Here is a 12,437-nt window from a genome sequence, read left to right as displayed (position 1 = left end):
AAGAGCCTCGGTACAGAGGCTCTTTTTATTTAGTCGAATTTTACGCTGCCAAAAGTTGATTTAACCGTAATTACCTTGTCTGCATCGCCTTTACCTAATTTCCCTTTGTAGGTTTTAATTGTGCTATAGTGCCTTTTGTCGTCATCAGATGAAGTAGTGATCACTAACGGTACATTACCATGATCGAAGTTGCCATACTTAACGGTTACATCAAAGTCGGCGTTAGGATTATTACCCAAACCAATTTTAACAGAAGAGTAGTTGGTAGTCACCGAAAGGCTCTTCACATTTTTATCTACATCGGCAACCTGCACAGTACCGCTAAATTTAGCATTGATACTACCAGACGTCCTGATCTTGCCAATTTTTGCAGAGCCATAGCTAATATCGGCGTTTAACTTATCACTCTCGCCAATCACCAGGTTGCCATAAGCTACATTTACGTCACTGCCTACAATATTATCTATACGTGCGCTGCCATACTTTACCGTAATTGTATTATCAGGATTACTTAAGCCCTTTGCTAAAAGGCTGCCGTATGAGTTATTAATAACTACCTTACCTGTCAGATCAGGAAGCTCCGTACTTCCATATTTATTGGTAATATCTATCGAAGTTTTAGCAGGCATATATATGGTGTAGTTTACTTCTATCTTGCGCACATGGCCACGGCCGCCGTTTATCCAAGTACCCCAGTTATTATTATCATCGTTATCAATGGTAGTTTTAAATGATACTACCGAATTGCTTTTTGAATCGCCAATGCTTACGCGGTCAAGCAGCTTTTGTGCGGCATCATCATCGTCAGCATCTGCTTTGATCTGTATATCAACCTTAACTTCGTTCTTGTTCCAGGTATTTACAGTAACCTTACCGAATTTATTTTCGATCTGGATCTTATCATCGCGGTCTACACTGTAGCTTTTCGAATAGTTTTTGATCTTTTCTTTCGCATCACCGCTTTGCAGTTTCTTTTTAACATAGTCGTCGCCGTAATCATTGTAAGCAAATGTCCTGCTTATACTATTTGACAGGGTAACACCTAAACCTTTGCTAAAGCCCGACACGCTGTCGGCAAATACATAAGTTTTATTAGAAAAACCCTTTAAGCTCTCACGTAGCTTTTCTGAGTTTTTACGATAGATCTCTGCATTCTTCCTATACTGCTCCGAGCGTATTTTGCTCATCTGCTTTTGCAGATCCTGCATCTGATCCTGCAGTTTGCGCAGCTTTTTCTGATAAGTAGTATCCTCTACATTTAATGTACTTGTTGTGTAAGTGAAATCATCGGCTGAGTATGACAAGTCAGGAGTGAGTGTCAATGCCTGCTGCCCAAACACATTGATGGCAGTAGCCATAAAGGTGATGTAGAGCAGCATACTTTTAAATACTTTTATTTTCATTGTCTTGATTTTTTTGCTGGTTAAACTGTTCTATAATCTGTAATTGCTGATTTAAAACCTCGCTTTGCACCTGCAAGTTCCGGATCATTGCACGTAAAACACGTTCCTGGTTAGGGCTGGTTTTTAACTCATTAGTAAGCTTTTTATAGGTAGAGTCCATTTTAGCAAGGTCGATGCTGAACTCCTGGTATAGTTGCGGGTCTGTTTTGGCAACGTTCAGCAGCTCGTGGCGTTTCTCTTTCACAAGCGAAGCATAGTGTTTTTGCTGCTGCGCATACTCGGGGTTGATAGCTGCCAGATCTACACCACCTGTACGCTTTTCATTTCTCAAATAAACCACAAAGCCAATCCCCATTACCATGATAATCATGGCCGCCAACCGAAGTACAAACCCTAATGAAAATGTCTTTACTTCGCGCTTTTTAGGCATCTCCTTAAAAGACAGTTGCTTTTCTATATTATCCCATAACGCTGCTCTTGGCGTTAAATCATCAAACTCTTCGCGGTTATCGTGTATGAAATCTTCTAATCGCTTGCTCATGCTACTTTTCCTTTCTGCTTTAAAATTTCACTCAATTTTCTTTTTGCTCTCAAAAACTGGGTTCTTGATGTATTTTCGTTAATATGTAATATGTGCGCTATCTCTTCGTGGTCGTAACCTTCCAGCAGGTATAAAGACAGTACCACCCTATAGCCTTCGGGCAACTCTTGTATGGCTTGTTTAACCTGGGCCACTTGGTATTGCATATCCTCATCATCGTATTCTGATTCGTCAGCAATATTGTCTATTTCGCCTTCGCCTATTTCTACAAGCTGCAGCTTGCGTTTGCGTAAAAGGTTGATAGACCGGTGTACCACAATTTGTTTAAGCCACAGGCCAAAGGTTGTTTCCTGCCTGAAATCTTTGAGCTTGGCAAAAGCATCTACGAATGCCTCCTGCAATACATCTTCGGCCTCCTCAACATTGCCTACAATACGGTAGGCCACATTAAGCATAGCTTTGGCGTATAAACGATACAGCTCGTAGCAGGCTTTTTTGCTTCCCTGCTTACACTCAGCCACCAGGCTATAATGTTTGTCTATATAAACTGCTTCCAACTGTGATTAGCTTTCAAACTAAAAGACACAGCGTTTTTTCAAACGTTGCACAGAAAGCTAAAAAAATTAAAGGGATTTAAGAAATTGATTTACAGCAGCAACGGCATTACTGTAACGTTCGTCGCCAGTGCCTGAAACAACGGTGTAATTTGCATCAAGGGTTTGCAATTCGTTATGCCATACCTGCATAAAATGTTCGCGCATATCGGGGAAATCGCGCAAAGGATCATCTTCCCAGGGCAGGTCGATATCCAATAATAAATAAAGATCATAAGGATGCTTAGGCAGTTCGTCCAAAACCTCCTGCGGAGATTTACCGAAAAGCTGGTCGCTCCATATTTTAATAGTAATAAAGGTAGTATCGCAAATAATTAAGCCATTCTTAGCTTTTGGCAGCATTTCCTTTTCAAGCTCAAGCTGTCCGTAAAACATATTGACCTCATCCTGCCAGGTATAATCGCCATTAAGGTTTTCGCAGTATCCACGTGCAAATTCGGGCACCCATACGGTCCCGAAATGATTGGCAAGGTACGCAGACATAGTTGACTTGCCTGTCGATTCGGGCCCTACTACCGCTATCTTAATTATGTTTTCGTTTAATGCCATTACAACACCTTGTTAGATTGCGCATAATATTCTTTACGCCAATCCAGGTAACCTTTGGCTGCAATGATAGCAAATACCGCATACATAAATGCGGTAGCATGTAAATCTTTTACAATATAAACGCCTACATATATAATATCCACAAACACCCAGATAAGCCAGTTTTGTAAAACTTTACGGGCAAGATAAATCTGTGCAATGATACTACACATGGTACAAAAGCTATCTAAATAAGGATAAGCAGCAGGTTTGTAATGAAGAATGGGGGAAAGACTGACTAAAGTAAATCCTAAGAGAGGCGTACAAACAGCTACAATAATTACAGAAATTAACCATTGCCTTGTACTCATGGAAATAACCGGGACTTTTATTTCAGCAGCGGGTCGCTTGCTCCAGTAATACCAGCCATAAATATTTACACCTAACAGGTACACCTGCAAGCCCATATCGGCATACAGCTGTGTGTTAAAATAAATATAGATGTACAGTATGACATTGATTATTGCGAAAGGCCAGTTCCAGATATTATTGATGGCGGCAAGGTAAACGCAAAGTAAACCGGCTATTACACCAATTAATTCTACCCAGCTTTGCTGATGCCACCAATCTAAAAAAACATGAAACATAGAACGGGCAAATTAGCAAAAGTGCAGATGAATTCATTTAAAAACATCTGCACTTTTAACTTGCTAATATTCAGATCTTATTTTACCAGATCTTCACACGCTTATCCGGGTCGATGTACATTTTATCACCTTTTTTAATACCAAAGGCTTCATAAAATTCGGGCACATCACCAAACGGACCGTTTACACGTAAGAAGCCTGGGGCATGCTCATTAGTAAGCACCTGATTCATTAAGGTTTCTTTACGTTCCTGGCCTAACCAGCCAAGTGCATAACCTAAAAAGAAGCGTTGCAGTGGGGTTAAACCATTAATTTTTTTGCCTTCTTTATATTGGTCGGTCTTTTTAAATGCATCTACACCAATGGCAATACCGCCTAAGTCGGCAATGTTTTCGCCCTGAGTAGCCTTACCATTTACATGCAGGCCATAAACGGTATAACCGTTAAACTGGTTAATTAATTTTTGTGCACGCTGGGTAAATTTGGCTGAGTCTTGTGCTGTCCACCAAGGCTTAAGGTTTCCTTTAGCATCAAACTGACGGCCCTGGTCATCAAAACCATGTGTCATTTCGTGACCGATGGTTGAAGCAGCAGCGTAACCGTATACAACAGCATCATCAACATCTTCATCCTTAACACCCGGAATCATGAACTGGGCAGCAGGCAATACAATCTCGTTGTTTGATGGATTGTAGTACGCATTGTAAGTCTGTGGCGTCATATCCCACTCGGTACGGTCAACCGGTTTGCCTAATTTATCAGCTTCGCGTTTATGCCAGAAGATGTTGGCATTGATAATATTTTGCACGTAAGGTCCACGCACAATTTCAAGCGATGAAAAATCTTTCCATTTATCCGGATAGCCAACTTTAGGGTTGATCTTTGAAAGTTTATCCAGCGCTTTTTTCTTGGTTTCGGCGCTCATCCAGTCAAGTTTGTCAATATGATCTTTAAAGCTCCCTTTCATGGCCTCAACCAGTTTTACATAGCGCTCCTTGGTTTTTTCAGGGAAGTATTCCTTAACAAACAGCTGTCCTAAAACTTCGCCCATTAAACTATTTTCAGCATCAAGCACCTTTTTCCAGCGCTGCAGCTGTTGCTTACGGCCTGATAATACAGTGCCATAAAAACGGAAAGCCTCGTCGTTAAACGCCTTTGAAAGGTCATTGCTGAATTCATTGATCAGGTTTTTACGCAGGTAAAGCTTCCAGTCGGCAATACTATAAGTGGTTAGTGCCTTGCTTACCGCATGGTAATATTCTGGCTGGCCAACAATAACGCTATCCACGTTTTTGTAATCCATTTTATCAAAAAGGTCTTTCCAGTTAATTTGCGGCACAAGCTTGCTTAATCCGGCAACCGGCATTTTGTGATAATTTTTGTAAGGATCGCGCAGGTCTTCCAGCTTTCTTGAACTATCGGCCAAAAACTTTTCTAAAGCATAAACTTTCTTTGCAGCATCAGTTGCGGCGGCAGCATCAAGGCCCGAAAGTTTAAAGAGTGTAGGTAAGTGATTTTGCTGATAATCGTTACGTACTTTAACGCTTTGCTCGTCGGTGTTAAAGTAGTAGTCGCGGTTTGGTAAACCAATACCAGACTGAAACAGGTTCATCATCATTTTCTCACTGTTCTTTTCATCCTGGCCAACGTAAGCGCCGATAGGCTGCGTTACACCGATCACTTCAAAATGTGCAAAGGCATTTAATAAAGACGGTATATCCTTTACCGAATCTATTTTGGCCAGCTCTGCTTTCAGCGGCGACAGGCCTTCTTTTTCAATCGTAACGGTATCCATACCGCTGTAATAAAAATCGCCGATCTTTTGCGAACTGCTGCCTTTTGGCGCATGTTGCTTCAGCGCATCCTCATTAATTTTTCTGAGGCGTTCGCGCAGTTCTTCAGTAACCAGGTTACCAATACCCCAGCTTGAGTAAGCAGCAGGGATAGGGTTCTTTTTCAACCATCCGCCATTGGCATACTTAAAAAAGTCTTCGCCGGGCTTAACAGTGGTATCCATGTTTTTGTAAATAGCATCGTGCGCAGCATAATCTACGCTTGATGAACCATTTTTGCAGGCAGTGAAAAGCACAGCTGTGCCAACAGTACATACGGCAATGGTAAGGAGTGTTCTTTTATGCATAGGGTTGTATTAAATTTCGTACAATAAAAAGACGGTGCTGTACAGAATAAAGGAATTGTTTTAAATTATGTACAGTTAATTATGAGGCAAATTAATATATTCCTTGAAAAAAACCGGATAATGAAACATCAAAATAGTAGCAGATTTTGCGTAAAGTATCCAATCGTATATCTATTTTACCCGATTCTAAGCGTGCAATATTAATGTTGGTTTCGCTAAAAAAGCGCTCCTGGGTGACTTGGTTTTGCCTCCTTAACCGCTTAATTTGAAGTGCGACTTTCTTTTTAAACGCCTCTTCTGAGTTATTAAGATACTCAAAATCAGTTAATAACATATTTTATAGATAAATGAAGATGTAAAACTTTGGTAATACTTATTAACGTAGCGCTTAATAAGTTACTATTTCTGATAAAGAAAATTTAAGGAAGGCCAGTTAGTTCACAAACATAACAAATTATGACGTATAAGTAAGTAGCTTGTTAAAATTGTGGCTTTACATTTGTAATACTCTTCACGACTCTGCATTTATCTGTGAATAACATAAAAACAACATCTACCTATAAAAAACTTTGTTTTTGAATTCTCAGACGCCCAAGCTGAGGTTTTTTGTTCTTTGTTTTGGGTTTAATCAATAGTTTAAATTAATTAGGGGAAAGGGAGCTTGCAAAAGCTCTCTTTTTTTGTTTATACATTTTTACTATGCAAGCATAGTATTATATTTGGCTAAACACAACCAATTATGAACTTTGAATTTACCGAAGAACAATTAATGATACGCCAGGCTGCACGCGACTTTGCCCAGAACGTGTTAAAGCCAGGCGTAATAGAACGCGACGAACACCAAAAATTTCCGGCAGAAGAAATAAAGCAGTTAGGCGAACTTGGCTTCTTAGGCATGATGGTATCTCTGCAGTACGGCGGCGGCGGCATGGATGCGATATCTTATGTACTGGCAATGGAAGAGCTATCGAAAGTTGATGCCTCTGCCTCTGTAGTTGTTTCGGTAAATAATTCATTAGTATGCTACGGACTTGAGCAATATGGAACGGAACAACAGAAAGAAAAATATCTTGTGCCTTTAGCCAAAGGCGAAAAGATCGGCGCATTCTGTTTATCTGAGCCAGAAGCCGGTTCTGACGCGACATCGCAACATACTACCGCCATTGACATGGGCGACCATTACCTGCTTAATGGCACCAAGAACTGGATCACAAACGGCGGTTCTGCTTCTACCTATATTGTAATTGCCCAAACAGATACTGCTAAAGAGCATAAGGGTATCAATGCTTTTATTGTTGAAAAAGGCATGCCCGGTTTTACAGTAGGCCCAAAAGAAAATAAAATGGGCATCCGCGGATCAGACACCCATTCATTAATGTTCAGCGATGTTAAAGTGCCTAAAGAGAACCGCATTGGCGAGGATGGCTTTGGCTTCAGCTTCGCGATGAAAACGCTTGAAGGTGGCCGCATAGGTATTGCTGCACAAGCTTTAGGTATTGCTGCGGGCGCCTATGAACTGGCTTTGCAATATTCGAAAGAGCGTAAAACATTTGGCAAACCGATAGCCGAACATCAGGCCATTCAATTTAAACTCGCCGATATGGCCACCGAAATTGAGGCCGCACGCCTGCTATGCCTGCGCGCCGCATGGCTTAAAGACCATCATCAGCCGTATGGAACCGCCGCTGCAATGGCGAAGGTGTTTGCATCAGAAACTGCGATGAAGGTTGCTACCGAGGCTGTACAGATACACGGCGGTTATGGTTTTGTGAAAGAATTTCATGTAGAGCGAATGATGCGCGATGCCAAGATCACACAGATATATGAAGGCACTTCGGAAATTCAACGCATTGTAATTTCGCGCGATATTCTGAAATAATACTGTTACCATAGCCTACCTTTGTTAAAAACGACTAATTTAGTAGGCTATGAAATTTAAAAGCTTAATACTACTTACCGGGTTGCTTATAACCGGCCATAGCTTTGCACAAAATAAATTGAGCAATGGCATGTGGCGTGGTGTATTGCACCAGGGAAATAACGAGTTGCCCTTTAACTTTACCGTTAAGGATACCGCAGGGCACAAGCAAATTGCCATTATAAACGGCAACGAGCACTTTAAGGTAAACGATGTAAAAGTTAAAGGCGACTCGGTGTTTATACAAATGCCGCTTTTTGATTCTGAGTTTAAGCTGGCGTTTGAAGGCAAAGGCTTAAAAGGTAGCTGGATCAAGCACCTTGGCGAACGCGATGCTGCTACTCCGTTTACTGCTGAACCGGGTGTGAGCTATCGTTTTAAAGCAACTGAAGCTCCTAAATATAATGTTGGTGGAAGATGGTCTGCCATTATAGGTATTGATCACCCCGACACTACTGTTGCAGAATTTAAACAAACGGGAGCAAAGGTTACAGGTACGTTTTTAACTACCACCGGCGATTACCGCTTTTTAGAAGGCACAGTTGATGGCGACAAACTTTACCTATCGTGCTTTGATGGTGGGCACGCCTTTTTATTTACTGCCACATTAAAGGATGACCATACTTTAACCGATGGTCTATTCGGCCGTACACCGTGGCATGCTGTAAAAGACGAGAATGCAAAACTGCCAGATGCGTATACACTTACCGCCTTAAAGCCAGGTTACGAAAAGCTGGATTTTTCATTTCCTGATCTTAACGGCAAAAAGATATCGCTAAGTGACAGCCGCTTTAAAAACAAAGTGGTGATTATTGAAATAATGGGATCATGGTGTCCTAACTGTATGGACCAAACCGCTTACCTGGTGCAGTATTATAAAAAATACCATCCAAAAGGTGTTGAGGTAGTTGATCTGGCTTATGAGCGTACCACAGATTTTAATAAATCAAAAGCATCGTTACTAAAAGAGAAAGAACACTTTAACATTCCTTATCCGATACTGGTAACGGGATATTCAAGCAAACCTGCTGAAGTTTCTAAAAGCCTGCCAGCAATCGCTAACTTTTTCTCGTTCCCTACCACATTAATTATTGACAAGAAAGGCAATGTACGCAAGATATATACCGGCTTTAGCGGCCCCGGCACAGGCGAACATTATACAGAGTTTGTAAATCAGTTTGAGAAAATAACTGATGATCTGTTAGCTGAAAAGTAATCTATTAAAACGTGATATAACAAAAGGGGCCTTGCAAATTGCAAGGCCCCTTTTGTTTATGCCTTTTGTGCTGCGGCTATCAGGTCGTCAATATCCGGCACTTTTTCGTAAGCCTTAACCAGGTGACCGCTCTTATTGTATATCGCAATAAATGGCGTTGTTTTCACATGGAAATATTGCTGCATTTCGTAAGTGTAACCTTCTGTACCTACAGTAATATTTGGATAAGCCTTTAAGCCAAAACTTTTATAAAAATCCTTTACCATTACATAAGGTGTAAAAGTGATCATTACAATCTGAACGTTGCTTATTTTATTAAGCTTCGGTTTCATTTCATACATCAGGTGTTGGCAGTGGCCGCAGTCTGGCGAAAAATAAATGATCATCACCGGCTTGTTCTTTTTCAAGTTGGATGATGTCATCTTAACGCTATCCTGGTTCACAATATGGTACATGGGCAGGTTCTCAATACCTTTATCCTGCGCACGGATACAACTGGCCAATATCACCAGTACAAATAAGCTAAGTAGTTTTTTCATTCGGTCAATCATAATATCAGGCCTCCAGCATTTCCATTTGCCAGGCAATCTGCTCTTCGGTTATTGGGAATAACGCATCATGCCTTATGGTGTTGTAGGCTGCATCAAATATATCATTATAATTACCTTTTAAAGAAGGCACATAGCTGATTTCTTTCTGATTATCCACACCCATTATTACCAGTTTACCTTCGCTGCCTGCTGCTTCAACGCCATAATTTTCATCTGTTGGCAGCATGCCGCTGTCTAACTGTTTTTCCTGCGTATCGTGCTGACCTTTGATATAACTACCTACTGTTCCGTGTACAATATATGCCGGTGATGGCTCCGCAACAAGCAGACTTGCCGTTAGAAACACATTTAATCCGTTAGGATAATTTAGCTGGTAACTAAAGTAATCATCCACCTGCGAGTTTGGCCTATGGGTAGAGGTCACCTTATTAAAGCTTAAAGGTTTGCCAAATAAGGCTATTGCCTGGTCAAGCAAATGCGGCCCTAAATCATAAGTAAGCCCATTTGCTACATAACCGCTGCTTTCTTTAAATACCTTCTGGCCAATGGGCAGTCGGTAACGGTCATACCTGAAATGTACTTCTATCAACTCACCAAGGCGGCCGCTTTCAATTATTTCGCGTACCGACCTGAACCCGCTATCATAACGGCGATTTTGATAGATCATCAGCTTTTTGCCGGTTTCCCTACTTAAATCAAATAATGCCTTTACCTGCTCGGCTGTTGGTGCAGCAGGCTTTTCCAGCAGGACATGCTTGCCGGCTTCCAGGGCTTCTTTGGTTAATTGATAATGAGTATGGTTAGGCGTATTGATAACCACCAGTTCAATCTCCGGATCATTCAGCAATTCGAAACTATGGTTATAGCTTACAATATCAGGATAGCGCTGCGCCGCCTTTTTTTCGTGGCGTTCAACAACGGCCTTCAATTTAAAATGTGGATTAGTACTAAGGAAGGGAGCATGAAATATTCTTCCGGACATGCCGTAGGCTAAAAGCCCGGCGGTTATGGTATCACTCATAGGTATCAATTTTGCAGATTTGACGCTAATCTGCTACTTTAAATAACAAATCAGCTAACCGACAAATTAACAAATTACTTCATACTATCGTGAATTTTTTGAATGTGATCCAGGTGCTTTTGCAATACCGGTAGTGTTTTAGAAGCAAAGGCTTTGATATCAGGATCTTTCGCACTTTTCATCTCATCACTAAATAATTTGATGTCCTTTTTATGATCATCGATCATGGCATCAACATAAGCCTTGTCAAAATCTTTTCCTGATTTCTGTACAAGGTCGTCTTTCACTTTTTGCTCATCTTCACCCGGAACGCTTGGTAATGATATGTTCTTCAGTTTTGCCAGTTCCATCAGCTCGTTATTTGCCGCAGTGTGATCATCCACCATCATGGTACCAAATTCTTTTACCTGTGCGTTGGTTGCTTTTGTCTGCGCCAGCTTACCTAATTCTACTTCAGCTAAACCACCGCTTGCTGCTTCAACAGCAAAGTTAGAGTCGTCGGTATTAACCGCCAGCCTTGAAGTAGTTGAGGTATCCTTAGCGTTATTTGCACTATCGGCATTAGCCGTACTATCGTTTTTTGCACCGTTGTTGCAAGCCTGCAAGGCAAACATGCCTAAAGCAATTGCACATACACTTAAATTTTTCATAAGTTAAATATTTATAGTAATTATTAAATTCAACAGCTACCGTTTTCAATAGTTTTAACTATTAAAAGAAGCAGGTAATACTTCTTTGTAAGCCCTGTGCCATAAAACAGGCTATAATTAACTACGCCGATAGCATTACTGTACTTTTGCTTAACAAAACATATGGAAACTAAAAAATTAAAACTGAGTGTACTGGATCAGTCGCCTGTGCGAAAAGGCGTAAGCGCCGAGCAGGCTGTACAGGAAACCATTGCATTAGCAAAATATACCGACGAGTTAGGCTATCACCGCTATTGGGTGGCTGAACATCATAACACCAGCAGCCTTGCAGGCTCTACACCCGAGGTGCTTTTGGGTAATCTGGCAGCGCAAACCAAGAATATACGTATAGGGTCAGGCGGCGTAATGATGCCTAATCATAGTGCATTAAAGGTTGCTGAGAATTTCAGGATGTTGGAAGCCCTGGCCCCCGGCCGTATTGACTTAGGTATGGGCCGTGCGCCTGGTACTGACCGCTTAACTGCTTCGGTTCTTAACCCAGCGAACAAGTTTAGCGAAAAAGATTTTGTGGAGCAGTTATATGATCTGCAAAACTATTTTCATGATAGTAACGAGCCGGGCACCATTAATGAAAAAGTGAAAGCTATCCCGATGGTGAAAACTGTACCGCATATGTGGCTATTAAGCAGCAGCGGCCAAAGCGGAATATTTGCTGCACACTTTGGCATGGGCTTTTCCTTTGCGCATTTTATTAATCCTTATGGCGGCCCTGAGGCTGTAAAAGTTTACAGGGAAAGGTTTAAGCCCTCAGAAGATCTTAAACAGCCACTTGTTAACATGGCTATTTTTGCGTTTTGCTCTGAAGATGAAGAAAAGATCCATCAGCATCAGGCATTGATGGACTATCGCTTTTTAAGCCTGGAAAAGGGCATGGGATTGGTCCCTGTTTCTTATGATGACATTAAGGAGGTGACCTATAATCTGGTTGAGCAAGAACGTGTGCGTTACAACAGGAAAAGAGTAATTGCAGGTAATCCTGAACAGATGAAAGCAAAAATAGAACAGCTTGCTGCGGATTATGATGTGGATGAAATAGTTTTAGTTACCATCACAGAATCTTTTGAGGATCGTTTACTGTCATACAAGTTGTTAAACGACGTTTTATTAACCTAAAAATAAATAATGTTCAGTCTGGTTAATTATTGGCA

The 12,437-nt window shown here is 41.1% G+C and carries 13 protein-coding genes; 3 read left to right on the top strand and 10 right to left on the bottom strand.

From position 1 onward, the window contains the following. Positions 1-29: 29 nt before the first annotated feature. The 7 genes from PQ461_RS02705 to PQ461_RS02675 all read right to left on the bottom strand — a co-directional run bounded on the left by PQ461_RS02705 (position 30) and on the right by PQ461_RS02675 (position 6,207). Positions 30-1,403 (bottom strand): DUF4097 family beta strand repeat-containing protein, encoded by a 1,374-nt coding sequence (locus PQ461_RS02705; protein WP_274208092.1) that lies wholly within the window; start codon positions 1,401-1,403, stop codon positions 30-32. After that, entirely contained in the window at positions 1,384-1,944 is a 561-nt protein-coding gene (locus PQ461_RS02700; protein ID WP_274208091.1) for a hypothetical protein, read from the bottom strand. Before PQ461_RS02700 ends, PQ461_RS02705 begins: the two co-directional genes overlap by 20 nt. Next, a complete protein-coding gene (locus PQ461_RS02695) occupies positions 1,941-2,501 on the bottom strand; it encodes an RNA polymerase sigma factor (protein WP_274208090.1) in 561 nt (186 codons plus the stop codon). The genes PQ461_RS02700 and PQ461_RS02695 overlap by 4 nt, the downstream gene beginning before the upstream one ends. 66 nt (positions 2,502-2,567) lie before the next feature. Further along, positions 2,568-3,107 carry an ATP-binding protein gene (locus PQ461_RS02690; RefSeq protein ID WP_274208089.1) on the bottom strand — a complete coding sequence of 180 codons (540 nt, stop codon included), beginning with the start codon at positions 3,105-3,107 and terminating at the stop codon, positions 2,568-2,570. Beyond that, a complete protein-coding gene (gene pnuC / locus PQ461_RS02685) occupies positions 3,107-3,733 on the bottom strand; it encodes a nicotinamide riboside transporter PnuC (protein WP_274208088.1) in 627 nt (208 codons plus the stop codon). The genes PQ461_RS02690 and pnuC overlap by 1 nt, the downstream gene beginning before the upstream one ends. Positions 3,734-3,815: 82 nt before the next feature. Further along, on the bottom strand, positions 3,816-5,873 hold the full coding sequence (locus PQ461_RS02680; RefSeq protein WP_274208087.1) for a M13 family metallopeptidase: 2,058 nt from the start codon (positions 5,871-5,873) through the stop codon (positions 3,816-3,818). 91 nt (positions 5,874-5,964) lie between these two features. Then, a complete protein-coding gene (locus PQ461_RS02675) occupies positions 5,965-6,207 on the bottom strand; it encodes a helix-turn-helix domain-containing protein (protein WP_274208086.1) in 243 nt (80 codons plus the stop codon). 405 nt (positions 6,208-6,612) lie between these two features. On the opposite strand from PQ461_RS02675, the gene PQ461_RS02670 reads away from it, so the two are divergent. Further along, entirely contained in the window at positions 6,613-7,752 is a 1,140-nt protein-coding gene (locus tag PQ461_RS02670) for an acyl-CoA dehydrogenase (RefSeq protein WP_274208085.1), read from the top strand. A 49-nt stretch (positions 7,753-7,801) separates the two neighbouring features. After that, entirely contained in the window at positions 7,802-9,007 is a 1,206-nt protein-coding gene (locus PQ461_RS02665; RefSeq protein ID WP_274208084.1) for a peroxiredoxin family protein, read from the top strand. Positions 9,008-9,063: 56 nt separating this feature from the next. On the opposite strand, the gene PQ461_RS02660 is transcribed toward PQ461_RS02665, so the two are convergent. From PQ461_RS02660 to PQ461_RS02650, 3 genes are all read right to left on the bottom strand, one after another. Continuing rightward, the gene (locus tag PQ461_RS02660; protein WP_274208083.1) at positions 9,064-9,546 is read right to left on the bottom strand and encodes a TlpA family protein disulfide reductase; all 483 of its coding nucleotides are present in this window, start codon (positions 9,544-9,546) and stop codon (positions 9,064-9,066) included. Positions 9,547-9,562: 16 nt separating this feature from the next. After that, complete coding sequence (locus PQ461_RS02655; RefSeq protein ID WP_274208082.1) at positions 9,563-10,579, bottom strand: Gfo/Idh/MocA family protein; 1,017 nt, start codon at positions 10,577-10,579, stop codon at positions 9,563-9,565. 74 nt (positions 10,580-10,653) lie between these two features. Continuing rightward, a complete protein-coding gene (locus PQ461_RS02650) occupies positions 10,654-11,229 on the bottom strand; it encodes a DUF4142 domain-containing protein (RefSeq protein ID WP_274208081.1) in 576 nt (191 codons plus the stop codon). A 162-nt stretch (positions 11,230-11,391) separates the two neighbouring features. On the opposite strand from PQ461_RS02650, the gene PQ461_RS02645 reads away from it, so the two are divergent. After that, positions 11,392-12,402, top strand: coding sequence for an LLM class flavin-dependent oxidoreductase (locus PQ461_RS02645; RefSeq protein WP_274208080.1), 1,011 nt, complete (start codon positions 11,392-11,394; stop codon positions 12,400-12,402). Positions 12,403-12,437 lie beyond the last annotated feature (35 nt).

Origin of the sequence: Mucilaginibacter sp. KACC 22063 (assembly GCF_028736115.1) — a bacterium.
GTDB lineage: Bacteria > Bacteroidota > Bacteroidia > Sphingobacteriales > Sphingobacteriaceae > Mucilaginibacter.
Note: the sequence above shows the minus strand (reverse complement) of the source record. Positions and strands in the feature narration are given on the sequence as shown.